The organism is Streptomyces enissocaesilis (genome assembly GCF_039533765.1).
Lineage (GTDB): Bacteria > Actinomycetota > Actinomycetes > Streptomycetales > Streptomycetaceae > Streptomyces > Streptomyces enissocaesilis.
Genome location: NZ_BAAAUD010000053.1, coordinates 38,879 through 61,009 on the forward strand (window position 1 = coordinate 38,879; position 22,131 = coordinate 61,009).

The 22,131-nt window shown below is 72.7% G+C and carries 22 protein-coding genes and 2 pseudogenes; 11 read left to right on the plus strand and 13 right to left on the minus strand.

Features of this window, described 5'->3' with window-relative positions; all coding sequences use genetic code 11:
* Positions 1–5: 5 nt before the first annotated feature.
* Positions 6–1,055: an MBL fold metallo-hydrolase gene (locus ABD374_RS27465; RefSeq protein WP_344498553.1), complete on the plus strand. Its 1,050-nt coding sequence runs from the start codon at positions 6–8 to the stop codon at positions 1,053–1,055.
* Between the two features lie 57 nt (positions 1,056–1,112).
* On the opposite strand, the gene ABD374_RS27470 is transcribed toward ABD374_RS27465, so the two are convergent.
* Entirely contained in the window at positions 1,113–1,739 is a 627-nt protein-coding gene (locus ABD374_RS27470) for a DedA family protein (RefSeq protein WP_344498555.1), read from the minus strand.
* Positions 1,736–2,515 (minus strand): MBL fold metallo-hydrolase, encoded by a 780-nt coding sequence (locus ABD374_RS27475; protein ID WP_344498557.1) that lies wholly within the window; start codon positions 2,513–2,515, stop codon positions 1,736–1,738. Before ABD374_RS27475 ends, ABD374_RS27470 begins: the two co-directional genes overlap by 4 nt.
* 384 nt (positions 2,516–2,899) lie before the next feature.
* Here ABD374_RS27475 and ABD374_RS27480 point away from each other — a divergent pair, with 384 nt between their 5' ends.
* From ABD374_RS27480 to ABD374_RS27495, 4 genes are all read left to right on the plus strand, one after another.
* Complete coding sequence (locus ABD374_RS27480; RefSeq protein WP_344498559.1) at positions 2,900–3,304, plus strand: hypothetical protein; 405 nt, start codon at positions 2,900–2,902, stop codon at positions 3,302–3,304.
* A gap of 182 nt (positions 3,305–3,486) precedes the next feature.
* Positions 3,487–5,622: a phage holin family protein gene (locus ABD374_RS27485; RefSeq protein WP_344498561.1), complete on the plus strand. Its 2,136-nt coding sequence runs from the start codon at positions 3,487–3,489 to the stop codon at positions 5,620–5,622.
* A 65-nt stretch (positions 5,623–5,687) separates the two neighbouring features.
* Positions 5,688–7,079: an amino acid permease gene (locus ABD374_RS27490; RefSeq protein WP_344498563.1), complete on the plus strand. Its 1,392-nt coding sequence runs from the start codon at positions 5,688–5,690 to the stop codon at positions 7,077–7,079.
* Positions 7,080–7,250: 171 nt separating this feature from the next.
* Positions 7,251–7,745, plus strand: coding sequence for a nucleotide triphosphate diphosphatase NUDT15 (locus ABD374_RS27495; RefSeq protein ID WP_344498565.1), 495 nt, complete (start codon positions 7,251–7,253; stop codon positions 7,743–7,745).
* A gap of 26 nt (positions 7,746–7,771) precedes the next feature.
* Here ABD374_RS27495 and ABD374_RS27500 read toward each other — a convergent pair whose 3' ends face one another.
* The 4 genes and pseudogenes from ABD374_RS27500 to ABD374_RS27515 all read right to left on the minus strand — a co-directional run.
* Positions 7,772–8,566, minus strand: a complete 795-nt coding sequence (locus ABD374_RS27500) for an amino acid ABC transporter ATP-binding protein (RefSeq protein WP_344498567.1) — start codon at positions 8,564–8,566, stop codon at positions 7,772–7,774.
* Positions 8,567–8,576: 10 nt separating this feature from the next.
* Positions 8,577–9,377 carry an amino acid ABC transporter permease gene (locus tag ABD374_RS27505; RefSeq protein WP_344498569.1) on the minus strand — a complete coding sequence of 267 codons (801 nt, stop codon included), beginning with the start codon at positions 9,375–9,377 and terminating at the stop codon, positions 8,577–8,579.
* Positions 9,374–10,219 (minus strand): ABC transporter substrate-binding protein, encoded by an 846-nt coding sequence (locus ABD374_RS27510; RefSeq protein ID WP_344498571.1) that lies wholly within the window; start codon positions 10,217–10,219, stop codon positions 9,374–9,376. Before ABD374_RS27510 ends, ABD374_RS27505 begins: the two co-directional genes overlap by 4 nt.
* A 269-nt stretch (positions 10,220–10,488) precedes the next feature.
* Positions 10,489–10,956, minus strand: a pseudogene (locus ABD374_RS27515) (sigma factor); the annotation flags it as partial.
* A gap of 285 nt (positions 10,957–11,241) precedes the next feature.
* Here ABD374_RS27515 and ABD374_RS27520 point away from each other — a divergent pair.
* Positions 11,242–11,655 carry a hypothetical protein gene (locus ABD374_RS27520; protein ID WP_344498573.1) on the plus strand — a complete coding sequence of 138 codons (414 nt, stop codon included), beginning with the start codon at positions 11,242–11,244 and terminating at the stop codon, positions 11,653–11,655.
* Between the two features lie 38 nt (positions 11,656–11,693).
* Here the strand turns inward: ABD374_RS27520 and ABD374_RS27525 are convergent, their stop codons facing one another.
* Entirely contained in the window at positions 11,694–12,503 is an 810-nt protein-coding gene (locus ABD374_RS27525) for a helix-turn-helix domain-containing protein (RefSeq protein ID WP_344498575.1), read from the minus strand.
* Between the two features lie 97 nt (positions 12,504–12,600).
* Here ABD374_RS27525 and ABD374_RS27530 point away from each other — a divergent pair, with 97 nt between their 5' ends.
* Together ABD374_RS27530 and ABD374_RS27535 are read left to right on the plus strand one after the other, a co-directional pair.
* Entirely contained in the window at positions 12,601–12,906 is a 306-nt protein-coding gene (locus ABD374_RS27530; protein WP_344498577.1) for a 4a-hydroxytetrahydrobiopterin dehydratase, read from the plus strand.
* 179 nt (positions 12,907–13,085) lie between these two features.
* Positions 13,086–13,421, plus strand: coding sequence for a hypothetical protein (locus tag ABD374_RS27535; RefSeq protein ID WP_344498579.1), 336 nt, complete (start codon positions 13,086–13,088; stop codon positions 13,419–13,421).
* An 18-nt stretch (positions 13,422–13,439) separates the two neighbouring features.
* Here the strand turns inward: ABD374_RS27535 and ABD374_RS27540 are convergent, their stop codons facing one another.
* The 4 genes from ABD374_RS27540 to ABD374_RS27555 form a co-directional block, all read right to left on the minus strand.
* Positions 13,440–13,925, minus strand: a complete 486-nt coding sequence (locus tag ABD374_RS27540; RefSeq protein ID WP_344498581.1) for an RICIN domain-containing protein — start codon at positions 13,923–13,925, stop codon at positions 13,440–13,442.
* Between the two features lie 104 nt (positions 13,926–14,029).
* On the minus strand, positions 14,030–14,866 hold the full coding sequence (locus tag ABD374_RS27545; RefSeq protein WP_344498583.1) for an aldo/keto reductase: 837 nt from the start codon (positions 14,864–14,866) through the stop codon (positions 14,030–14,032).
* Between the two features lie 71 nt (positions 14,867–14,937).
* The gene (locus ABD374_RS27550) at positions 14,938–16,761 is read right to left on the minus strand and encodes an AMP-dependent synthetase/ligase (RefSeq protein WP_344498585.1); all 1,824 of its coding nucleotides are present in this window, start codon (positions 16,759–16,761) and stop codon (positions 14,938–14,940) included.
* Positions 16,762–17,045: 284 nt separating this feature from the next.
* Complete coding sequence (locus ABD374_RS27555) at positions 17,046–17,924, minus strand: LysR substrate-binding domain-containing protein (RefSeq protein ID WP_344498587.1); 879 nt, start codon at positions 17,922–17,924, stop codon at positions 17,046–17,048.
* A gap of 129 nt (positions 17,925–18,053) precedes the next feature.
* Here ABD374_RS27555 and ABD374_RS27560 point away from each other — a divergent pair, with 129 nt between their 5' ends.
* Together ABD374_RS27560 and ABD374_RS27565 are read left to right on the plus strand one after the other, a co-directional pair.
* Positions 18,054–19,079, plus strand: coding sequence for a bile acid:sodium symporter family protein (locus ABD374_RS27560; RefSeq protein WP_344498589.1), 1,026 nt, complete (start codon positions 18,054–18,056; stop codon positions 19,077–19,079).
* Between the two features lie 197 nt (positions 19,080–19,276).
* On the plus strand, positions 19,277–19,696 hold the full coding sequence (locus ABD374_RS27565) for a (2Fe-2S) ferredoxin domain-containing protein (RefSeq protein ID WP_344498590.1): 420 nt from the start codon (positions 19,277–19,279) through the stop codon (positions 19,694–19,696).
* Between the two features lie 88 nt (positions 19,697–19,784).
* On the opposite strand, the gene fdhD is transcribed toward ABD374_RS27565, so the two are convergent.
* A complete protein-coding gene (fdhD, locus tag ABD374_RS27570) occupies positions 19,785–20,660 on the minus strand; it encodes a formate dehydrogenase accessory sulfurtransferase FdhD (protein WP_344498851.1) in 876 nt (291 codons plus the stop codon).
* Positions 20,661–20,698: 38 nt separating this feature from the next.
* Positions 20,699–20,830 (minus strand): annotated as a pseudogene (locus ABD374_RS27575) (2Fe-2S iron-sulfur cluster-binding protein); the annotation flags it as partial.
* A 315-nt stretch (positions 20,831–21,145) separates the two neighbouring features.
* On the opposite strand from ABD374_RS27575, the gene ABD374_RS27580 reads away from it, so the two are divergent.
* On the plus strand, positions 21,146–22,093 hold the full coding sequence (locus ABD374_RS27580; protein ID WP_344498592.1) for a beta-ketoacyl-ACP synthase III: 948 nt from the start codon (positions 21,146–21,148) through the stop codon (positions 22,091–22,093).
* Positions 22,094–22,131: the final 38 nt, after the last annotated feature.

Here is a 22,131-nt window from a genome sequence, read left to right on the forward strand (position 1 = left end):
CCTTGATGACGGAGACGCAGCAGCAGGCCGAGCGCTCTCTCGCCACCCCCGCCACACCCGGCACCCCCACCGCCCCGGGCGCACCCGCCCCGCCCCGGCCCCTCGGCGAGGTCCGCTCCTGGCCCCGGTCGTTCGCCGACCGCCTCACCACCCCGCTCCCCGGTGTGAAGGCCTTCGCCAGATTCGCCCGCGAGGGCGCCATACGGCCGAGCCCCGAAGGACTGCGCGACATCGCGCTGCTGCCCTACGAACCCGGCCCGCTGCCCGCCGCCGGGACCTCCACCCTCGCCGTCACCTGGGCGGGGCACGCCAGTTGGGTCGTGCGCATCGGCGGGCTCACGGTCCTCACCGACCCCGTCTGGTCACGGAAGATCCTCGGCACGCCGGCCCGCGTCACACCCGTCGGCGTGCCCTGGGAGGACCTGCCGCGGATCGACGCCGTGGTCATCAGCCACAACCACTACGACCACCTGGACGCCCCCACCCTCAAGCGCCTCCCGCGCGACACACCGCTCTTCGTCCCGGCGGGGCTGGCCCGCTGGTGCCGGCGCCGCGGCTTCACCCGGGTCACCGAGCTCGACTGGTGGGAGGCCGCCGAACTGGGCGGCGTGCGCTTCGACTTCGTCCCCGCCCACCACTGGAGCAAGCGCTCCCTCACCGACACCTGCCGCTCGCTGTGGGGCGGCTGGGTGCTCACGGACCGCCAGGGCCGGGGGCAGAGCGTCTACTTCGCGGGCGACACCGGCTACGGCCACTGGTTCAAGGAGATCGGCGCCCGCCACCCCGGCATCGACCTCGCGCTGCTCCCCATCGGCGCGTACGACCCGCGCTGGTGGCTCAGCGACGTGCACACGGACCCGGAAGAGGCCGTACAGGCGTGCCAGGACCTCGGGGCGGCACGCATGGCGCCCATGCACTGGGGCACGTTCGTCCTCTCCGCCGAGCCGGTCCTGGAGCCGCTGACCCGGGTGCGCGCGGCCTGGCAGGAGGCGGGCCGGCCGCGCGAGCGGTTGTGGGACCTGCCGATCGGCGGCTCACGCGTACTGGAGCCCTGACGGTACGTCAGAGACGCCGCGTCCGGCCGGGGGGACGTCGCGTCCGGCCGCCCGGTGCTACGCGCCCCGCAGCCTGCGCCACACGGCCGGCGCCCCGCTGATCAGCAGCGCCAGCGCCACCGCCGCGACCACGCCCTGCCACGGCTCGGGGAAGAGCGAGCCGCCGAGGACGCCGATCAGCTGGTACGCCGCCGCCCAGGCGAGGCACGCCGGGACGTCGCCCCGGGCGAAGCCGCGCATCGGCATCGTCGACAGCAGGCAGGCGAGCATCACCGGTATCCGTCCGGCCGGCACGAGGCGGGAGAGCACCAGCACCTGCGACCCGTGCTCGTGCAGTTTGCGCCGCGCCTGTTCGAGACGGTCGGGAGCGGCCCGGCCGCGCAGCGTCTCCAGCAGACGGGAGCCGTTCCTCGAGCGGACCCCGCGCAGGCCGAGCCAGTACAGGCCGATGTCGCCCAGGAACGCGGCGGACGCCGCCAGCGCGAAGACGACGAGCAGCGCGAACGGGTCGCTGTGGTGGAAGGCCACCACGGCGGCCGTGCTCACCAGCGCACCCGTCGGCACCACCGGCACCAGCGATCCCAGCAGCACCAGCAGGAACAGCGCCGGATAGCCGATCGCCTGCTGGGTCGACTCCGGGGGCACCTGGCGCACCACGTCCTGCGCGAGCGCGGCGTGGATCACCGGCCGGCCTCCGGCCGGACGCTCTCGCCGTGCCCGAGCCGGTGCACCGCGACCCCCGGCGCGAGCCGCGCCGCCTGCCGCACGAACTCGTCACCCGGGGTGTGGAACTCGTGCGGCCTGATCCCGTCCATCCCGATCGGCCAGTACGTTCCGTAGTGCACCGGCACGGCCGAGCGCGGCGCGATCCGCGCGAGTGCCTGCGCCGCCCGCCGCGCGTCCAGGTGCCCGTGCCCCAGGAAGGGCCCCCAGCCGCCCACCGGAAGCAGGGCCACGTCGACGGGCCCCACGGCGTCGGCCATGTCGTCGAAGAGCCCGGTGTCCCCGGCGAAGTACGTGCGTGCTCCACCGGTGACGACGTAACCGAGCGCGGGGGCGCGGTGCGGCCCCAGCGGCAGCCGCCGCCCGTCGTGCAGCGCCGGGACCGCCCGTACGACCAGGTTCTCCACCCGCACCTCGTCACCCGGCTCCACCTCGGTGATGCGCAGCCCGAGCCCGGAGAGCCTGCGCAGGCCGGGCACGGCCCGCGCGGCGCCGCGCGGCACGATCAGTGCGGTGCCGGGCGCGAGACGGCGCAGCGACGGCAGGTGCAGATGGTCGGAGTGCAGGTGCGAGACGAGCACGGCGTCGGCCTCGGCGGCCTCGGGCGGCGGCAGCGCCCCGCGCCTGCGGCGCAGGTGGGCGAGGCGCCGCGCGAAGAGGGGGTCGGTCAGCACCCGCGTCCCGGAGTCCGCGACGGTGCAGGTGGCGTGCCCCCACCAGGTGATCTCCACCGACACGAACGGCCTCCTCGCTGGGGGATGTCTCCGGTACGAGCCTAGGCGGTGCCGGTCCGGGCGGTCACGGTCGCCCCGACGGGAGGGGGGAAGGGGCCGGGCCCGTCACCGGATCAGCTGCCGGCTCTGCTCATGGACGAGCGGGGGTAGCAGTCCGGGAGCGGAGGGGAGGACGGCGCCATGACCACGCACTCCGTACGGTGCCCGCGCTGCGGGGGAGTCCTGGCGGTCACCCGGGACGGCTGGAGGATCTGCCATGCGTGCGGGTACTCCGCGCCTCCGTGAGCCGTCCCCGAGCGCTCCCGGTGCCCCGCGCCGCGCCTCCTCCCGGGGACGCGATCGGGAGTAGGGTCGTCGGCGACGGCAGCTAGCGCGAGGGGTCGGGGCATGGACGAGGTACGCGTGGCAGTCATCGCCAGCCCGACTCCGCTCGAGGAGCTCGACACGGATCCGTTCCTGGTGGACACCCGCAGTCAGCAGGTGATGTGCGCGCGCTGGGCCGCCGACAAGGGCTATGTCGTCACACGGCAGCTGCTCTTCTACGGCATGCGCCCCGACCACCGCGGACTGTGGGCGGACATCGAGGCGGGCGCGGTGGACCTCTTCGTCGCGCCCAACGAGCGCGTGCTGGCGCGGGCGCTGACCTCGGTGCCGGAATTCTCCGCGGAGTGCGAGCGCCGGGGCGTACGCCTGGAGACCGCGGACCTCGACGAGCCCGCGTACAGCGCCGCCATGAAGGCCGGAGTGCACCGGAGACTGTCGATGCCCACGGCCGGGTACGACGGCTGCTGACCGTTTCCGGCGCACTGGTTGTCTTCGCCTTTCCTCCGGGCTTCCTGCTGCCCGAATCCGGCTGAGCTTCCTTCCGAACGCGGCCGTCCCCCACCGGCGCGGGCGACCGGGGCGACCCCGTCCCGCTGTGCCAGGCTGGGAAGCGGGCCCGGGTGCGGTCCGGAACGTGAGGTGGGGACGGCGTGGTCCGAGGGCGATGGCGCAGTGCGGGCAGCGCGGGCGGCGCCCTGCTGCGGGTGATCACGGTATGGGCCGTGTCGACGCTCACGATGCTGGCGCTCGCCGGCATCCTGCCGGACTTCCAGCTCCAGGACGACAACGGCGACAGCATCACCCGGGTCGCGCTCACCGCGGTCTGGGGCGCCGGCGCCTTCGGACTGCTGGGCGCCCTGGTCTGGCCCCTGGCCGTACGCGCGCTGCTGCTCGTCCCCGCGCTCGTCGTCGGCCTGCTCGCCTTCTTCCTCAACGGCTCCCTGCTGCTCGTCGCGCTCAGCCTCATCCCCGACGGCCGCGGCGAGGCCGACCCGGAGACCGCCGTGGTCGTCGCCGCCGTCATGTCCGCCGTCGCGTCGGCCACCTCCGGGGCGCTCGCGGTGCGCGACGACGGCGCGTACCGGCGCAGGCTCTACCGGCTCGCCCACCGCCGCCACCGGCGGGCCGGCGACGACGGGCGCAACGGACTGCCCGGCACGCTCTTCCTGCAACTCGACGGTGTCGGCCACGAGGTGCTGCGCGAGGCGGTCGCCGACGGGCTGATGCCGACCGTCGCCGCCTGGCTCGGCGGTGACGAACCCACCCACCGGCTGACCCCGTGGCGCACCGACTGGTCCAGCCAGACCGGCGCCAGCCAGCTCGGCATCCTGCACGGCTCGAACTTCGACGTCCCCGCCTTCCGCTGGTACGAGAAGGAGAGCGGCGAGGTCGTCGTCTCCAGCCGCCCCGCCAGCGCCGCCCTGATGCAGCGCCGCGCGATCGAACGCACCGGCGACGGCGGACTGCTCACCTTCGACGGCGCGAGCCGCGGCAACCTCTTCAGCGGCGGCGCCGACCAGCTCGCCCTCGTCCTGTCGATCGCCGCCAGGCGCGGCAGGTCCAACCGGTCCCGGGCCGGCTACTTCGCGTACTTCTCCGACCCCGCCAATACGGTACGCACCGTCATGTCCTTCGTCGCCGAGGTCGCCCGGGAGATCGGCCAGTCGACCGCCGCGTGGCTGCGCAGCGAGGGCCCGCGCGTGAAGCGGGGCGGCTTCTACCCCTTCATCAGGGCCTTCGCGACCGTCGTCGAGCGCGACGTGGTGGTCGCCGCGGTGCTCGGCGACATGCTCGCCGGACGTACCGCCGTCTACGCCGACCTCGTCGCGTACGACGAGGTGGCGCACCACTCCGGGCCGCACAGCCCGGACGCGCTGAGGGTCCTGGAGCGGCTCGACCGGTCGCTGGGGCTGATAGCCAAGGTCGCCGAGCACGCCCCGCGCGCGTACCGGATCGTCCTCCTCTCCGATCACGGGCAGAGCCCGGGGGAGACCTTCGAGGGCGCCTACGGACTCACTCTCGCGAACCTCGTCAGGGCCGGCTGCGGGCTGCCCGTCCCGCGCCGTGCGGCGCGCACCGTCAGCGCGTCGGAGGCGCGCGACGCCGTGCGGACCGCGCTGCACCGCCCGGTGGCCGACGACGAGGAGGAGCGCCCGGAGCCCGGCACCGACCCGGTGGTGCTGGCCTCGGGCAACCTGGGGCTGATCTCCTTCCCCGACGCCGCGGGCCGGGCGACGCGCGAGCAGATCGACCGCCACCACCCCGCGCTGCTGACGACGCTCGCCAACCACCCCGGCATCGGCTTCCTGCTCGTACGGAGCGAGGAGCACGGCGCACTGGTGCTCGGGGCCGACGGCGCGCAGCTGCGCCTCGACGACGACAGCACGGGCGACACCGGGCCGCTGGCGGTGTTCGGTCCGGGCGCCGCCGACGCCGTACGCCGGACCGACGGCTTCCCCCATGCCGCCGACATCATGGTGAACTCCTGGTACGACCCGGACACCGGCCGCGTACACGCCTTCGAGGAGCAGATCGGCTCGCACGGCGGCCTCGGCGGCGAGCAGACCCGGCCCTTCCTGATCTCGCCGTACACCCTCTCCCCGCCCGTCGCCGACGGGCGGGAGCTGGCCGGGGCCGAGCAGGTGCACCGGGTGCTGCGGCGCTGGCTGCGCGAGTGCCAGGGGCCGCAGGTGCCACTGACGACGGTGGAGGATCCCCGGCCAGAAACGGAAGCGGAAGGACCTTTTCCGGTCAGCGGCGGCGCCGTACAGGATAAATCCGGCTGATTTGGTGCGCTGTTTCCCGTACCGGAGCATGGTCGGGCTTTGGCACGGAGAGAGGCGCACCCCCCATGACCACCCTGACCACCCCACCCCCCGCCGTCACCCCCACAGGCACCCCGGCGGGCAACGCCGACGAGGCCGGCAAGCACGCCCGGCGCTTCGGGCTCCCGGTGGCGACCGCCCTGGTCATGGGCAACATCATCGGCGGCGGAATCTTCCTGCTGCCCGCCTCCGTCGCCCCCTTCGGCACCATCAGCCTGGTCGCCTTCGGAGTGCTGACCCTCGGCGCGATCGCGCTCGCCCTGGTCTTCGGACGGCTCGCCGAGAGGCACCCGAGGACCGGCGGTCCGTACGTCTACGCCCGCGAGGCCTTCGGCGACTTCGCCGGCTTCCTCGCCGCCTGGAGCTACTGGATCACCACCTGGGTGTCCAACGCCGCGCTCGCGGTGGCCGCCGTCGGCTACCTCGACGTCCTCATACCCGTCCACGGCTCCGTCGCCGCCACGATCACGGCCGCGCTGGTGCTCCAGTGGCTGCCCGCCCTCGCCAACCTGGCCGGCACGCGCTACGTCGGCGCGGTCCAGCTCGTGGCGACGGTCCTGAAGTTCGCTCCGCTGCTGCTCGTCGCCGTCGGCGGACTCTTCTTCTTCGACCCGTCCAACCTCGGCCCGTTCCAGGCGAGCGACCAGGGCCCGCTCGGCGCCGTCTCCGCCTCCGCCGCCATCCTGCTCTTCAGCTACCTCGGCGTGGAGTCCGCCGCCGTCAGCGCCGGCGAGGTCCGCGACCCGCGGCGCAACGTCGGCCGCGCCACCGTCCTCGGCACGCTGGGCGCCGCCTTCATCTACCTGCTGGGTACGCTCGCGGTCTTCGGCACCGTCGCCCACGACGAGCTGGTCGGCTCCACGGCGCCCTTCTCCGACGCCGTGAACGCGATGTTCGGCGGCTCGTGGGGCGGCACCGCCGTCGCCTGCGCCGCCCTGGTGTCCATGGTCGGCGCGCTCAACGGCTGGACGCTGCTGAGCGCGCAGACGCCGTACGCCGCCGCGAAGGACGGCCTCTTCCCCGCCGTGTTCGCCACGAAGCGGCGCGGGGTCCCGACGGCCGGCGTCCTGGTCACGGCCGTCCTGGCCTCGCTCCTCACCGTCTACAACTACACGGTGGGCTCCGAGGGTGTCTTTGAGCTCCTGGTCCTGGTCACGACCTTCACGGCCACCGTCCCGTACCTGCTGTCCACAGCCGCCCAGATCTACTTCCTCGCCTCCGGCCGGTCGGCCCGCGTCGACCGCCGCCGCCTGGTCCGCGACGCCGTCCTCGCGGCCCTGGCCTTCGGCTTCTCGATGTGGCTGGTCGCGGGTTCGGGCTACGCGGCGGTCTACCAGGGCGTGCTGTTCCTGTTCGCGGGAGTGCTGGTGTACGCGTGGATCGCGGCCCGCAAGGCCAGGGCCGGGACCGCCGCCTGAGGGTTTGCCCCGGGACGCCCTCCGGCGGCTGGGGAGCGGGGCCCGGCCGGAGCGCCGGCTGCGGGAAGGGGCGGGCAGGGGAGAGTGCCGCGGGCGCCCCGCCGTCCCGGGCCCCGTGTGCCCGTTACCCTCCCTCAGGCACCCGCGCCCGTCCCGGACCAGGAGGCACACATGACGGCCCACCCCGCTACCCCCGCCGAGCGGCCCGAGCGCCCCGAGCGGGCCCGCCCCGCGCCGAACGGCCTGACCGGCGTAGGGGTCGTCGTCGCGGGCCCCGAGGACCGTGTTCTGCTGGGCCTCGCGCACGACGGCCGCTGGGAGCTCCCCGGCGGCAAGGTCGACCCCGGCGAGAGCTTCGAGGAGGCCGCCGTGCGCGAGCTGGCGGAGGAGACCTCGCTGCGCGCCGACGCCGGCGCGGTCCGTGTCGTCGCCGTACTCGTGGACGGCGCCCGCGGCATCACCCGCGTCACGGCCGCCGCGGTGCTGGAGAGCGCCACGGGCGTGCCGCGCGTCACCGAGCCGCACAAGATCGTGCGGTGGGAGTGGTTCGGGGCCGAGGACGTGCCCGAGGACCTCTTCGTACCGTCGGCGGCCGTGCTGCGTGCCTGGCGGCCGGAGCTTGACCTTCCCCGGGCCCCCGCGCACTGCTACCCGACGGCCCGCTGAACCCGACGGCCCACGGGCCCGCCGGGTCAGTCCTTCGCGGGCCCGGCCACGCCGGGATCCGAGCCCGGCGCCGCGGCGGCGGACGGGTCCAGGATGCGGTTGAGGAAATTCCTGGTCCGCTCGTGCCGGGGAGCGCCCACGACCTGCGCGGCCGGGCCCTCCTCGACGATCACCCCGCCGTCCATGAACACGACCCGGTCGGCGACCTCCCGGGCGAAGCTCATCTCGTGGGTGACGACCATCATCGTCATCCCCTCCGAGGCGAGCACCCGCATGACCGCGAGCACGTCGCCGACGAGCTCCGGGTCGAGGGCCGAGGTGGGCTCGTCGAAGAGCATCACCTCGGGCCCCATGGCCAGCGCGCGGGCGATGGCCACCCGCTGCTGCTGCCCGCCGGACAGCTGCGCCGGGTAGGCGTCGGCCTTGTCGGCCAGCCCGACCCGCTCCAGGTTCGCCCGGGCCACCTCGGCTGCCTCGGCCCTGCCCCGGCCCAGCACCCGCCGCTGGGGGAGGACGAGGTTCTCGGTCACCGTCACGTGCGGGAAGAGGTTGAACTGCTGGAAGACCATGCCGATACGGCGGCGTACCGCGTCGATGTCCACCTCGTCGTCGGTGACCTCGGTGCCCCCGACGAAGACCTGGCCCGAACTGGGCTCCTCCAGCAGGTTCACACAGCGCAGCAGCGTCGACTTGCCCGAGCCGGAGGGCCCGATGACGCACACCACGTCGCCCCGGGCGACCTCCAGGTCGATGCCGCGCAGGACGTGGTTGTCCCCGAACGACTTGTGCAGGGCGCGGATCTCGATCTCGGGCTGGGGCATCTGCTCGTCCTCACTTGGCCTTGTCGGCGCGGGCTTCCAGGCGGCGCACCACGAAGCTCAGCGGCACCGTCACGATCAGGTAGCACAGCCCCGCGACGAGGATCGGGGTGGAGTTGGCGGTCTGGCTGGCCAGGTCCCTGCCGAACTTGGTCAGTTCCCGCTCATTGAGGGTGATGCCGAGGAACAGCACCAGTGAGGAGTCCTTGAACAGCAGGACGAGTTCATTGGTCAGCGGCGGGATGACGATGCGGAACGCCTGCGGGATGATCACCGAGATCATCGCCCGCGCGTGCGAGAAGCCCAGCGAACGGGCCGCCTCCATCTGTCCCTTGGGCACGGCCTGGATGCCCGCCCTGATGGTCTCGGCCATGTAGGCGGCGGCGACCAGACCGAGGCCGAGGGCGACCTTGCCGTACGTACCGCCGGGAATCTCGGTCCCCGGGAACGCCAGCGGCACCGCGACGCCCACGAAGATGAGGATCAGCAGGGCGGGCAGGCCGCGGAAGATCTCGATGTAGACGCTCGCGACCCACCGGTAGGGGGCCACGGACGACAGCCGCATCAGCGCGACGACCAGGCCGAGTACGAGCCCGAACGCGAACCCGGAGAGCGTGTACACCACCGTGTTGCGCAGGGCGGTGGTGATGATCTCCGGGAAGAGCTCCGCGACCAGGTCCTTCTGCGCGAACTGGTTCTGCAGCCGGTCCCAGTCGGCCAGGAGGCCGAGCAGGACCAGGACCGCCACGAAGAGGGCGTACTGGATGCCCTGCGAGACGCGGCGCCGCTGCCGCCTGGAGAGACGGGAGGTCACGATCGGGCGGCCTTGGGCATCGGTCCGATCCACTTCTCGTAGATCTTCTTGTACGTGCCGTCGGCCTTGGCGTCGGTGATGGCCTTGTCGACGGCCGCCTTCAGCCCGGTGTTGCCCTTCTTCACCGAGAACCCGTACTTCTCGCCGGTCTCGATGTTCTGGCCGAGGACGAACTGGTCGGCGTTGGCCTTGTCCTTGAGCCAGCCCCGCACGACGGGGTAATCGATGACGACGGCGTCGACCTGACCGGTGCGCAGCCCGTTCAGCACGGCGTCGGAGCTCTCGAACGCCACCGGGTCGAAGCCCTTGCTCGTGGCGTAGCTCTCGCCGGTCGTCTCGGCCTGCGCCCCCAGCTTCTTCTTCCCGGACCTGACCTGGTCCAGCGAGGTGACACCGCTCTTCCTGGTCGCCAGGAGTGCCTGGGTGGCATCGAAGTACGGCACGGAGAAGTCGACGTTCTTCTTGCGCTCGTCGGTGATGGTCATGCCGGCGGCGGCGAGGTCGCACTCGCCGGAGTTGAGGAACGCGCCCGTCTTGAAGTTCTCGAACGGCGTGTCGAGGATCTTCTGCTCGACCCCGAGGTTCTTCGCCACCAGGTCGACGAGCGCCACGTCGAAGCCGACGACCTCGCCGCCCTGCTCCGACTGGAACGGCGGGTACGGCAGGTGGGTGCAGGTGGTCAGCTTGCCCTTCTCGACCACGGGCACGCCGCCGGCGGCCTCGCCCGGCCCTTCGTCGCCCGAGGAACAGCCGACGGCGAGGAACAGTCCGGCTGCCGCGGCACCGGCGGCGGTGAGGGTACGGAAGCGGCGGGCGCGGTGGCCCTTGGCCGTCCTGGACACGGTTGACCTCCATGGGGCGGGGGCGGACGTCGGCGGAGAAGACCGAGCCGTCAGCGGTGATCGTAAGCCAGCGACCCCGCCTTCGGGGCGCAGGACGGCACATCGCCCGCTCCCGGCGGATGCGGGGGCGGGCGACGGCGTGCGGTGGAGCGGACGAGCCGATTACACGCTGGTCTCGGCGTCGATGAGCTGCTTGATCCTCCGGTCGATCGCCTCGGCCTGGGCGCGGGCGCGCTTCGCCGCCTCGCGCTCGCCCAGCCGGTCCAGCTGCGCTGGGCGACGGCAGGTTCGGAGGCCAGGAACGCGCGGGCGATCTCCTGCGTCGTCAGCCCGCCCAGCAGCCGCAGTGTGAGCGCGCCCCGGGCCTCCGTGGACAGGACCGGATGGCACGCGGTGAAGACCAGCCGCAGCAGATCGTCGTCGATGCCGTCGGCGTCGACGGCCCCCGGACCGGGCGGCGGCACGTCCTCCAGTGCCCGCCCCACCTCCGCCGGCTTGCGCGCGTACGTCTCCTTGCGGCGTACGAGATCGATCGCACGGTGCTTGGCGGTGGCCATGAGCCAGGCGCCCGGTCTGTCCGGGACACCCGACTCCGGCCACTGCACCAGTGCGGCGACCAGAGCGTCCTGCGCGAGCTCCTCGGCGATGCCCACGTCCCGCACGGTGCGGGCGACACCTGCGATGACGCGCGCGGACTCGATCCTGAACACCGCTTCGACCGTCTCGGTAATCGCCATCGGGGCCTCCTCCGTGCCAACAGGTCCGGCCCCTCCCCGCCGCCGCGCCGACGGCCCGTGCCCGCGACCAGCACACCACGCCCTCCGCACGGCGGCATTCCACCCGATGCCATACGAGGGGCGCCCCGCTGCCGCATTACCCCGGAGGTAATCGACCCTCTTCCGCGGACCCGGCATCGTTGCGGTCACCGGGGACCGGGCGGCGCACTCCGCCCGGCCCCCGGCCTCCCTTCCAGTCCGTACGACTACGCCTACGACTACGACCTCGACGGAGGCTGACGCGTCATGTCCGCAACCCTGCTCGCGAACCTGTCCCGCACCACCGACCCCCGCATGATGCTGCGCCGCTTCCTCGCGCTCGACGCCGTGGTCACCACCACCAACGGACTGGTGTACGTCGCCGCCTCCGGCCCCGTCGGGGGCCTCCTCGGGGTCGGGCCGGTCCTGGTGCTCGAAGCCGGTCTGTTCCTCGTGCTGTTCGGGGCCGGGGTCGGACACCTCGCCTCGCGCCGGCAGCCCGCCGCCTTCCCCGTCAGGGCCGTCATCGAGGCCAACCTGGTGTGGGCCGTGGCCAGTCTCGCCGCGCTCGTGCTGTGGTTCTCGCCGACGACCGCCGGGGCGTTCTGGATCCCGGTGCAGGCCGCCACCGTCGCCGGATTCGCCGGGCTCCAGCACCTCGCGCTGCGTGCCCGGGGGTGAGCGGCCGGGGCGATGGGCCGGGGTGAGTGGCCGCCCGCTCAGGCGGACAGCGACTGGAGGTACGTGACCGTCGCCGGGTCGGCCGGGAGGAACGTCTCCACGGCCAGCTCGGCGACCGTCACGTCCATCGGCGTGTTGAAGGTCGAGATCGACGAGACGAACGACAGCACCCGGCCGTCGTGCTCGACCTGGAGCGGCAGGGCGAAGTACGGGTACGGCGGATCCTCCGGGCGCCGCGCCTCTCCCGGCCCGGGCTCCGGCACGGGATAGGCCGCCACCTCGTCGTACAGCGCGCGCAGCGCCGGTGACCTGGCCAGCGCGATCTGGCGCTCCATCTGCGCCAGGAGGTGCCCGCGCCACTCCCGCAGATTGCGGATCCGCGGGGCGAGGCCCTCGGGGTGGAGGGTGAGCCGCATCGCGTTCAGCGGGGGCGCGAGGAGCCGCTCCGGCACACCGTCGAGCAGCATCATGATGCCGCGGTTCGCGGCGACGACGGTGTACGAGCCGTCGACGACGAGGGCGGGGTACGGCTCGTATCCCGCCAGCAACTGCCCGATGCCCGCCCGGAGAGCGCCCAGCGCCGGGTCGTCGAGCGGGGTCTCGGCGTACTGGGGGGCGTAACCGGCGGCCAGGAGGAGGGCGTTGCGGTCCCGCACCGGTACGTCGAGGTGCTCGGCCAGGCGCAGCACCATCTCCTCGCTCGGGCGCGACCTGCCGGTCTCGATGAAGCTGATGTGCCGGGCGGACGAATCCGCGCGCAGGGCGAGCTCCAGCTGGCTCAGCCGGCGCTGCTCCCGCCAGCCGCGAAGCAGCGCGCCCACGCCCTTGTCGACCGCGACAGTTGCCATGGGACAAGACGGTAACCGACGCGTGGTCACGCGCGCCCTTTCCGGCCGGAAGGTGGCAGGCTGGCCGGTCACACCACAACGTGGAGGGAGCTTCCCCATGGCCGCTGAGCCGTTGTCGCAGAAGGAGATCGAGGACCGTCTCCGTGAACTCCCGGGCTGGTCGCTGGACGGCGACCGGATCGCCCGTACGTATCGGCTCGGCACGCACTTCGCGGCCACCGGGCTGGTCGTCCATGTCGCCGGGATCCAGGAGGAGCTGGACCACCACTCCGACCTGACGCTCGGCTACAACACGGTGGCGCTGACCGTCAACACGCACAGTGCGGGAGGCGCCGTCACCGCACTCGACTTCGAGCTCGCGCGCCGGGTCGAGGACATCGCGCCGGGACACGGGGCGAGCTGACGCGGTCGGGCGCCCGTCCCCTCCCTCCCCGGTTCGCCCCGGCGTCACCCCTCTGCGTCAGATGGAATCAGATGGAAGACGAGGCCGCGCCCGCGCCGCTGTAGGGGGCCGGCCGGCCGCGTGCCGGCGGCAGTGACATCGGGATCGGCAGGCCGGGGCTGGAGGCGCGGCTGGAAGCCGTGTGGGGCGAGTGGTTCACCGCGATGCGGGAGGCGCTGCCCGGCGCGAAGGCCGAGGTGGAGGACTGGAGTGCGCTGCTGGCCGCCGCCGGGCTGACCCCGGACACCAGCCGCTCGTTCCTGCTCGACCTGCCGGCGCCGTTGTCCGCCGCGGCGCGCGAGACGGTCGTCGAGACCTTCACGCGGCAGCGCGACAAGTTCGCCGAACACCTGACGGCCGACGACGTCGCGACGCTGGACCGGCTGCTGGACGCACAGGACGCGGCGGGGCTGGCGCGGCGCCCGGACGTGTTCCTGCTGAGGGCGCGCACCCTGCACATCGCGCACCGCGTCTGACCGGACGGCGGACGGGGCCTAAAGGGTGATCACCGGCTCCAGCTGCCACCACTGGCCGGGGGAGTCGGTGTCCTCCCACTGCCGCACGTTCGCGCCGTCGTCCATGCTGCCGTCCGCGACCTCCAGCAGCAGCCCGCTGACGTAACTGATCAGCGTGACCGTGCCCGGCGCGTCCAGGTGCTGCTCGATGATCCACTCCTGGGCGCCGAAGTTGTTGGCCTTCCACTGCTGGACGTTGGCGCCGTTCTCGGTGGAGGCCCCGGCCACGTCGAGCCGCTTGCCGCTCGCGGCGTTCACCAGGTGGTAGAGGCCGCCGCCGCTGTGCACGGCCGACACTTCCCACTGCTGCGCCGGTGCGCCGCTGTCCTTGCCCTGCTGGACGTTGACGCCGCTGCCCCTGCCGCCGCCGTACACCTCGAGGAGCAGCCCGCTGCCGGCATTGCGCAGCCGGTACGGTCCTTCCTCGACGGCCTTGAGCCGTGGCTCCCGGGCTTCCCGGCTCATATCCCTTGCTCCTTCAGGCAGTCGAGGCGTTCCAGGCAGTGGTGGACGGCGAACGGGGCCTGGCGGAGCGGGTCCGGCAGGCGCCGCCGAGTTCCGGCTCCGCGTCAGGCGCCGAAGTCGAAGGTCGCCGGGTCGGGGCCGAGACGCTTTTCCTCGTCGAGCGCGGCGAAGGCCGCCAGGTCGTCGGCGTCCAGCTCGAAGTCGAAGACGTCGAGGTTCTCCGCGATCCGGGACGGCGTCACCGACTTGGGAATTACGACATTGCCGATCTGGAGGTGCCAGCGCAGCACCACCTGGGCCGGGGTCCTGCCGTGCTTGCGGGCCACGGCGACCACCGTCGGGACCTCCAGCAGGCCCTTGCCCTGGCCGAGCGGCGACCACGCCTCGGTCGCGACGGAGTGCCGGGCGTGGAAGGCGCGGGACGCCTCCTGCTGGAGCTGCGGGTGGAGCTCGATCTGGTTGACGGCCGGGACGACCGAGGTCTCGCCGATCAGGCGCTCAAGGTGCTCGGGAAGGAAGTTGGAGACGCCGATCGCCTTGGCGCGGCCGTCCGCGTAGATCTTCTCGAAGGCCTTGTACGTGTCCAGGTACGCGTCCTTGGCCGGCAGCGGCCAGTGGATCAGGTACAGGTCGACGTAGTCCAGGCCGAGCTTCGCCAGCGATGCGTCGAAGGCGCGCAGCGTGGAATCGTAACCCTGCTCCGTGTTCCAGAGCTTCGTCGTGACGAACAGCTCGTCACGGGCGACACCGCAGGAGGCGATGGCCTTTCCGGTGCCCGTCTCGTTCTCGTAGATCGCGGCCGTGTCGATGGAGCGGTACCCGGCCCGGATCGCGGTCCCGACAGCCTTCTCGGCCTCGTCGTCAGGCACCTGCCAGACGCCGAAACCGAGCTGGGGCATCTCGACGCCGTTGTTCAGGGTGAGGGAAGGGGCCTTGCTCACGAGCGATCGATCCTTACGTCGTCGGTTGGTACTTCCCCCCGTCAACGATCCCGGGGCCCCGCGCATTCCCGTCAGCGGTAAAGCGCTTCGACCTCCACCGCGTACGCCGCCTCGATCGCCTTGCGCTTGAGTTTGAGCGAGGGGGTCAGCAACCCGTGCTCCTCGCTGAACTGGCGGGCCAGTATCCGGAACGTACGGATCGACTCGGGCTGCGAGACCAGTGTGTTCGCGGCCACCACCGCGCGCCGCACCTCCGTCTCCAGGTCGGGATCGCGCACCAGGTCGGCCGGGGCCAGCGGCGGCTTGTTGCGCATATGGAGCCAGTGGTCCACAGCATCCTGGTCCAGGGTGACGAGGGCCGCGATGTACGGTCTGTCGTTGCCGACGACGATGCACTGCGCCACCAGCGGATGGGCCCGTACCCGCTCCTCCAGGCCGGTCGGCGACACGCTCTTGCCGCCCGACGTGACCAGGATCTCCTTCTTCCGCCCGGTGATCGTCAGGTAGCCGTCCCCGTCCAGCGCGCCGATGTCCCCCGTGGCCAGCCAGCCCTCGCGCAGTACGGCTTCGGTGGCCCCGGGGTCGTTCAGATAGCCGGAGAAGATCTGGGGGCCGTGCAGCCAGATCTCCCCGTCGTCCGCGATGTGGACCGTCGTACCGGGCAGGGGAAGCCCCACCGTGCCGAAGCGGGTGCGCTCGGGCGGGTTCGCGGTCGCGGCCGCCGTCGTCTCGGTGAGCCCGTACCCCTCGAAGATCGTCACGCCCGCGCCCGCGAAGAACAGGCCCAGCCGCCGGTCCATGCCCGAGCCGCCGGACATCGCGTGCCGCACGCGCCCGCCCATGGCCTCGCGCACCTTCGCGTACACCGCCTTCTCGAAGAACTGGTGCTGGAGCCGGAGCGCGGCGGAGGGCCCGGGGCCGGTGCCGAAGGCGCGGTGCTCCTGCGCCTCGGCGTACCGCACCGCCACCTCGACGGCCTTGTCGAAGACCCCGGCCTTCCCGCCCGCCTCCGCCGCCCGGCGCGCGCCGTCGCAGACCTTCTCGAAGATGTACGGCACGGCCAGGATGAACGTGGGCCGGAACGCCAGCAGGTCCGGCATCAGCGCCTGCGCCGCGAGCACGGGCTGATGCCCGAACCTGACCCGCCCGCGCACCGCCGCGACCTCGACCATCCGCCCGAAGACGTGCGCGAGCGGCAGGAACAGCAACGTCGCCGCCCCGTCGCCCGGTCCGGAGCGGAACACCGGTTCCCAGCGGGCCAGCAGGGTGTCGCACTCGTACATGAAGTTGGCGTGCGTGATCACACAGCCCCTGGGCCGGCCCGTGGTGCCGGACGTGTAGACCACCGTCGCCACGGAATCCGGCGTCACCGCCCGCCGGTGACGGTGCACCACCTCGTCGTCGATGTCCGCGCCGGCCAGGACCAGTTCCGCTTCGGCGCCCGCGTCCAGCTGCCACAGGCGCCCCAGCATCGGCAGCCGGTCGATCACCGAGCCGACGGTCATCGCGTGGTCCTCGTGCTCGACCACGCAGGCCGTCACCCCGGCGTCGTACAGCGTCCAGAAGACCTGGTCGGCGGAGGCGGTGGGGTAGACCGGCACCGGCTGGGCCCCGACCGTCCAGAGCGCGAAGTCGAAGAGGGTCCACTCGTAGCGTGTACGTGACATGATCGCGACGCGGTCGCCGAACCGCACGCCGTGCGCCAGCAGCCCCTTGGCGACGGCCAGCACCTCGTCACGGAACCGGCCCGCCGTCACGTCCTGCCACTGCCCGTCCTCGCCCTTGCGTCCGAGCGCGACACGGTGCGGGTCCTGCTCGGCGTGGTCGAAGACGGCGTCCGCCAGTCCGCCGACCGGAGGCGCCGTCACCAGGGGTGGAACAGTGAACTCGCGCAATGACTACTCCTCGTGGCGCTCCGCACAGCGCCGGTGACGGTACCCCACGGTGCCTGGGCGCGGGAGAGGGCACGGAATCCGAATTCATCTGGATATGCGTCGGTCAACAGGTGAAATCCGGTCACAGCGGGAAGGCCCGGACGCTCTCCCGAGGACGGAGTGAGCACGGTGCGCGGGAATCTCCACGGAATCTGTACGCGCGCTGCGCATTCGCACTCCCCGGTTCCGCCTGCGCCCGGCTGCGCCCGCCTGCGTCCGGCTGCGTCCGTCCTCGCCCGTCCGCCTCACCGCGGACCGGCCGGAGGCCGGTGCAGCCGGTCGCCGCCCGCCAGGATCGCCGCCGCCAGCGCGTCCGCCGCCTCCTGGGCGGCGGCCCGTCCGCGGCCGTGCAGCAGGACGAAGTCCACGCCGCCGAGCTCCGGCAGGCCCGCCTTCGCCGGTACGGGGGCCAGACCCGGCGGGATCAGGCCCCGGGTGTGGGCCATGACGCCGAGCCCCGCGCGGGCCGCCGCGATCAGGCCGCTGAGGCTGCCGCTCGTGCAGGCGATGCGCCAGGGGCGGCCGTCCTCCTCCAGCACCTCCAGGGCGCGGGCCCGGGTGATGCCGGGCGGCGGAAAGACGATCAGCGGCACCGGGCGGTCGGGGTCGAGGCGCAGGGACGGCGCGCCGATCCACGTCAGCGTCGACTGCCACACCAGCTCGCCGTGGGTGTCGCCGGGCCGCCGCTTGGCCAGGACCAGATCGAGCCGGCCCGCCTCCAGCTGCCGGTGCAGGGTGCCGGACAGCTCGACGGTCAGTTCCAGTTCCACCTCGGGGTGGTCCCGGCGGAACGACTCCAGGATTTCGGGCAGCCGGGTCAGTACGAAGTCCTCCGACGCGCCGAAGCGCAGCCGCCCCCGCAACCGGGTGCCGGTGAAGAAGGCCGCGGCCCGCTCGTGGGCGCGCAGGATCGTACGGGCGAAACCGAGCATCGCCTCGCCGTCCTGCGTCAGTTCCACCCGGTGCGTGTCGCGGGTGAACAGCCGGCGCCCCGTGGCCTCCTCCAGCCGGCGCACGTGCTGGCTCACCGTGGACTGGCGCAGGCCGAGGCGCCGGGCGGCCCGGGTGAAACTCAGGGTCTGGGCGACCGCCAGGAAGGTGCGGAGCTGGGTGGGCTCGTACATGGGACGAGCGTACTTCCCGTCATCGTCAACCGTGATGACAGTGAGTTCGGTGTGCGGGATTCCCGATCGCGGGGAGGAGGAGGAACATGGGGCGGGCACGTATCGCCCGAGAGCAAGCAAGTGGAGCCAATGAGTCGCCGCACGTCGTTTCAGCCGCCGTCCTGGCTGCCGGTCGATCCGTACATCCTGATGCTCATCGGGACGGTCGTCCTCGCGGCACTGCTGCCGGCGTCCGGCACGGCCGCCGAAGCGGTGGGCGGGGTTTCGACCGGGGCGGTCGCGCTGCTGTTCTTCCTGTACGGCGCGCGGCTCTCCACCCGTGAGGCACTCGACGGACTCCGGCACTGGCGCCTGCACCTGACGGTCCTGGTCTGTACGTTCGCGCTCTTCCCGCTGCTCGGTCTCGCGGCGGGGGGCCTCGTCCCGTACGTCCTCACCCCTCAGCTGTACGGCGGCCTCCTCTTCCTCTGCCTGGTCCCCTCGACCATCCAGTCCTCGATCGCCTTCACCTCGATCGCACGCGGCAACGTGCCGGCGGCGATCTGCGCGGGCTCCTTCTCCAGCCTCGTCGGGATCTTCCTGACCCCGCTGCTCGCCGCGCTGCTGATCGGCGGCGGGGGCGGCTTCTCGGCGGACTCGCTGCTCAGGATCGTGCTCCAGCTGCTGGTGCCGTTCGCGGCGGGCCAGCTCCTGCGCCGGTGGGTCGGCGGATTCCTGGTGCGGCACAAGAAGGCACTCGGGTACGTGGACCGCGGCTCGATCCTGCTCGTCGTCTACACCGCGTTCAGCCAGGGCGTGACCGAGGGCGTCTGGCACCGGGTGAGCCCGGGTCGGCTCGGCGTGCTGGTGGGGGTGGAGGCGGTGCTGCTCGCGGTGATGCTGACGCTGAGCTGGTACGGGGCGAAGCGGCTCGGCTTCGGGCGCGCGGACCGGATCGCGATCCAGTTCGCCGGGTCGAAGAAGTCGCTGGCGGCGGGGCTTCCCATGGCGAGCGTGCTGTTCGGGGCGGAGGCGAGCCTGGCCGTACTGCCGCTGATGCTGTTCCACCAGATGCAGCTGATGGTGTGCGCGGTGATCGCGAAACGGCGTTCACGGGACGCGGACACGGACGCGGACGCGCTGCGGTCGGTGCCTTCGGCAACGGCGCCGGGGTGAGGTCCCGCGGAGCTTTTCCCCGCCCCGGACCCCGCTCCTCCGAGGACACACACCCGCAGGGCGTCCGGGAGACCGGGGCCCCGATCCCCTCTTCCCTGTTTCGGGAAGGGGCGGGCAGGGGACAGCGCCGCGGGCAACCCGCACCGCACCGCACCCGCACTCCCACAAGAGGCCGCCGCACCTGGCAAGATCGTCAAGTGACTTCCGCGATACGTCCCTTCGGTCCCCGCCCCTGCGCCCTCACCGTGTGCCGCGGCTGCTGCTGCGGCGACGCCCGCAAGAACCCGGGTACGGACCACGAGGGCCAGCTGCGCCGCCTGCGCGACGCGGCCACCGCGTCCGGCGGGACGCTCGCCGTACGTACCAGCGACTGCCTCGGCCCGTGCGGACAGGCCAACGTCGTGGTCGTCCAGCCCTCCACCGAGGGCCGCAGGAGAGGCGGCCGCGCCGCCTGGATCGGCTGGGCGCTGGACGACGACTGCACGGACGACATCCTGGCCTGGGTCGCGGCCGGCGGCCCCGGCGTCGCGAAGCCCCCGGCCACCCTCGCGCTCCAGTTCATCCCGCCCCCGGCGGAGGCCGGGCAGCGGGCGCGAGGCAGGCGCGGGCAGCGCTGAAGCGCAAGAACGGAGAGGCCCGGCCGGCGCAGGGGGCGCTCCCCGCGCCGGCCGGGCCCGTATTCCGTAACCCGTGTCGCGGGGCGCGTCAGACCCCGGAGGGCAGGGCGATGCGCTCGTCGCCCGCGTACACGTTCATGTTCGGCCCGCGCAGGAAACCGACCAGCGTCAGGCCCGTCCCGGCCGCCAGGTCCACGGCCAGCGACGAAGGCGCCGAGACCGCCGCGAGGACCGGGATCCCGGCCATCACCGCCTTCTGGGCGAGTTCGAACGACGCCCGGCCGGAAACCAGCAGCACCGCACGGGACAGCGGCAGACGCCCGTCCATGAGCGCCCGGCCCACCAGCTTGTCGACCGCGTTGTGGCGGCCCACGTCCTCCCGTACGTCGAGCAGCTCGCCCCTCTCCGAGAAGAGCGCGGCGGCGTGCAGCCCCCCGGTCCTGTCGAACACCTGCTGCGCCGCCCGCAGCCGGTCGGGGAGGCCGGCGAGCAGCTCGGGCGTCAGCCGTACCGGGGGAGTGTCCGCGATCGGGAAGCGGGCCGTGGTCCGTACGGCGTCGAGACTCGCCTTGCCGCACAGCCCGCACGACGACGTCGTGTAGACGTTGCGCTCCAGCGTGATGTCGGGGACGGGCACACCGGGCGCCAGCTTCACGTCCACCACGTTGTACGTGTTCGCACCTCCCCCGCTCTCGGCTTCGCCCGAGCGGGAGGGGTCCCCTCCCGTCGCCCCCGCGCAGTACACGATCGACTGCAGGTCGTCGGCGGCCCCCAGCACCCCCTCGCTCACCAGGAACCCCGCCGCCAGCGCGAAGTCGTCGCCCGGCGTCCGCATCGTGATGGCCAGCGGCTTGCCGTTCAGGCGGATTTCGAGCGGCTCCTCGGCGACCAGCGTGTCCGGCCGGGCGCTCACCACCCCGTCCCTGACGCGGATGACGCGGCGGCGCTCGGTGACCCGTCCCATGGTGATCAGTCCCACTCACTTCTTCGTGATCTTCATGATCAGTGCTGTCGTACGTGCGGGTGGCCGGACCGGCCCTTGATGCACAGACTGCCGTGGGTCACCGGGTTGTCGTGCGGCGAGGTGGCCTTGGCGATCTCATTGTCCTGCACGTGCAGGGTGAGGTCGCAGCCGGTCCGCGCAGGAATGGGCTTCCGGGCCGAGGAAGACGCAGCCGACGGGTCCGGCCTCGGCCGGGTCGTCGGTCGCCGCGGGCTGCGGGTCACGGGCCGCGGGCGATGAGGCGGACCTCGGCGCCCGCGCGGTGGAGCGGGTAGAGGTGAGGGAATATTGTCTACAGTATGCTTTCGGGGGGTGCGGGGGGCGTCGTCAGCAGGAAGCTCCAAAGAGTCGGGAGCGAATCCTGTCGGTTCACTTGCCCCCGTACCGGTGAGTCACAAAGAAGACTGGGCCGTTCCGACTGTCCGCAAAGAGGGGTGGAACCGCCAATGACCGGCTCACGAGTCGTCGCGCTCGGGCACTATCAGCCTGCCAAGGTGCTCACCAACGACGATCTGGCGGCCATGGTCGACACCAGCGACGAGTGGATCACCAGCCGCGTGGGCATCAGGACCCGCCATGTCGCCGGGCCCGACGAGCCCGTCGACGAGCTCGCCGCGCACGCCGGTGCCAAGGCCCTCGCCGCCGCGGGCCTCACCCCCGCCGACATCGACCTCGTCCTGGTCGCCACCTCCACCGCGATCAACCGCTCCCCGAACATGGCCGCTCGCGTCGCGGCCCGCCTCGGCATGCCGTCACCCGCCACGATGGACCTCAACGTCGTCTGCTCGGGGTTCACCCACGCCCTCGCGACGGCCGACCACGCGGTACGGGCCGGCTCCTCCACCCGCGCCCTGGTCATCGGCGCCGACAAGATGGCCGAGATCGCCGACTGGACCGACCGCACGACCTGCGTGCTCGTCGGCGACGGCGCGGGCGCCGCGGTCGTCGAGGCGTGCGCCGAGGACGAGGAGCCGGGGATCGGCCCGGTGCTCTGGGGCTCGGTGCCGGAGATGGGCCACGCCGTACGCATCGAGGGCACGCCCCCGCGCTTCGCCCAGGAGGGCCAGTCGGTCTACCGCTGGGCCACCACCCAGCTGCCGCCCATCGCCCGCAAGGTGTGCGAGCGGGCCGGGGTGACGCCGGAGGAACTGGCGGCGGTCGTCCTGCACCAGGCGAACCTGCGGATCATCGAGCCCGTCGCGCAGAAGATCGGCGCGGTCAACGCGGTGATCGCCCGCGATGTCGTCGAGTCGGGCAACACCTCGGCGGCCAGCATCCCGATGGCCCTGTCCAAGCTCGTCGAGCGCGGTGAGATCGAGTCCGGCGCGCCGGTGCTGCTCTTCGGCTTCGGCGGGAACCTCTCGTACGCGGGCCAGGTCATCCGCTGCCCGTGACGCCGTACCACCCGTGACGCCCGTACCACCAGTGACGC